The sequence below is a fragment of the Methanofastidiosum sp. genome (assembly GCA_013178285.1).
Taxonomy (GTDB): Archaea; Methanobacteriota_B; Thermococci; order Methanofastidiosales; family Methanofastidiosaceae; genus Methanofastidiosum.
This window is the reverse complement of sequence record JABLXD010000097.1, coordinates 1-2,255: the sequence shown is the minus strand read 5'-3', so window position 1 is coordinate 2,255 and position 2,255 is coordinate 1. Positions and strand designations below refer to the sequence as shown.

At 28.9% G+C, this 2,255-nt stretch carries 2 protein-coding genes; both read left to right on the top strand.

Features of this window, described 5'->3' with window-relative positions; translation table 11 throughout:
• The coding region (locus HPY60_11915; protein NPV51882.1) for a hypothetical protein at positions 1 to 579 on the top strand (579 nt) is incomplete at its 5' end.
• A partial coding sequence (locus HPY60_11910; protein ID NPV51881.1) for a hypothetical protein occupies positions 579 to 2,255 on the top strand: 1,677 nt, incomplete at its 3' end. The genes HPY60_11915 and HPY60_11910, both read left to right, overlap by 1 nt.

Here is a 2,255-nt window from a genome sequence, read left to right as displayed (position 1 = left end):
CAATGTCCAGAATACGGTGGAGAGCAAGTCGATGGAATTATAGATAATAGAGAGGTAGATAGAAATTGGAGTGAAGCTATAAATACGAGTGATAATTGGATTTTTTTTATTCGATTAAATTCTGTTGATCATTCTATAAATATTAGTTCGATAGAGGTTACCAAAGATAATCCGCCCAATGTAGAAAATGATGATTCAAATGAATATAGATTGTCCGATCAATCTTCTTTAATCGAATTATTGCAATTATTACTTCATTATAAAGGTTTTAATTACCATTTAAAGAACCAAAAAGTCAAGTTAACAGTTGTGCTAACATGTTGGGATGAGTTGAATACAAAAGAAAAACCTAAATCCATTCTTGAGTCGAGACTGCCTTTATTATTAAATTTTATTGAATCAAATTGGGACAGCCAATATGTTAAATTTATAGGTTTATCGGCGTTGGGATTTTCATTAAATGACCCTAAAAACAAAGAAAAATACCAATATGAAGGTCCTGATAGTTTTGGATATTTGATAAAAGATGACGGTGTGGAGACAAATGATATTACGGAACTAATTTTAGAGGCTTTATAGTGGAAATAATAATTAATCAAATATTATGTGGTGAGGATGAAAAAGGAGGATATGGATTGCTCAAGCACTCTCTATCTGATTTAAAACTTGCAAAGAAATTAGCATTTAATACAGATATCCAAGAGCAAACAGGTGAAAATTATTGGGAGTCAGCAATTCGTGGTTTTTTAGTTGATGATTATTATTTAATCATGAAAACATTTCCCGATAAATCATCCAATGTTAGACCTGGAAGGGTTTTTTCTCATGTCTTTGTAATTTCAAAAACTGATTTGGTTAACATTCAAGATATAAAACCTATTCTTGAATTACTTCCTGAAAATATAAACAAAGAAATTATTGTTGAACCAATTCTATATAAACAAGTACGAGATATTGAGATTGAAGTTCCGTTACATTTTCATGAGCGTTTCAATAAAGTTATTCATGGGTATGTTAATGTTCAAGACTATTCAAAAACAATAATCTGGGTAGGTATAGAAAATTTCGATTTAGCTTTATCGCATTTTTGGAAAGTTCTACCTATTGAAGAAAAACAATCTTTGAATTTTGGTTTAAACTTTAATGCAGATGCAATACCTAAAGGCAAATTAAACTTAATAAACATCCCTGAAAATATAGAAAGCAAGTTTCTAAAAAAGGGATTTTGCTTGATTCGTAAAAACGACAATTATGTTTTAAAAGAAATCTTTGAACAAATAATTGCTGGTGACCCTAAAGCCAATGAAAGAATATCCAATTTTAAAAACATAATTCAAACAGGTGATTTAACTAGAGACGCAGTTAATAAGATCGGGAAAGTATTAAATACTTTTGAAAACATTGACTCTATTTCTGATTTAAAAAAACTAAATACTTTGTCTCACGTTGTTGCAGAATATTCTCCTTTAAAAGATAAAGGAGTTCCTTTTAAAGAAAAGTTACTTGATAAAATATGCGATTTAGTTTCTACGTGTGATGTTAGTGAATTACATATAATTAAGACATTCAAAATAAACAGTTTTGAGAGTAGTGAAGGAAAATTATCACAATCAATAAATACGTGGCTTGCAAATCAATTATTTTCAGAGAAAGAAACTAGGAAGAAAAATTATTCACCATTATTTGAGAAGTTGAATGGGAGTAGTATTGTTAACTGGTGGACTATTAACATAAAACATCAACTTGACATTTTTCTTTCATCAATTAGTCCTGATAAGGCATCTACAGTATTTAATTGGTTACAACAAGATATCTCAATTTTAGAGTTAATTGAACCAACAATAGACAAATCGAGTGAATCTGAAAATTCTTTTGTACTTCAATTAAAAAAATCCATCAATAAATCTAATTTTCAAAATCTGGTACCATTTGCATTGAATAGAAACTGGCTTAAGTTTCATGCAAAACTCATGATTCTTGAATATTCGTTTGAGCAAGCATTAACAAATCAATTAGTTGTAGATTATCAAGTCGAATATCTTGATGGAATTAAGGAAATAATTGCAACTACATCATCAAATTCTGTTATCAATTTTGCAATAAATAATGGTGATAATAGATTAATCCAAATTTGTGGTGAATATTGTCGTAAAGACTCATCTCTTCTTGCCAATCTTGATGTATTGAATTTTAACTGGCAGTCAATTTGGTATTATTCAATTCTTAATGGAAATAATTTATCTGATGGAATAATT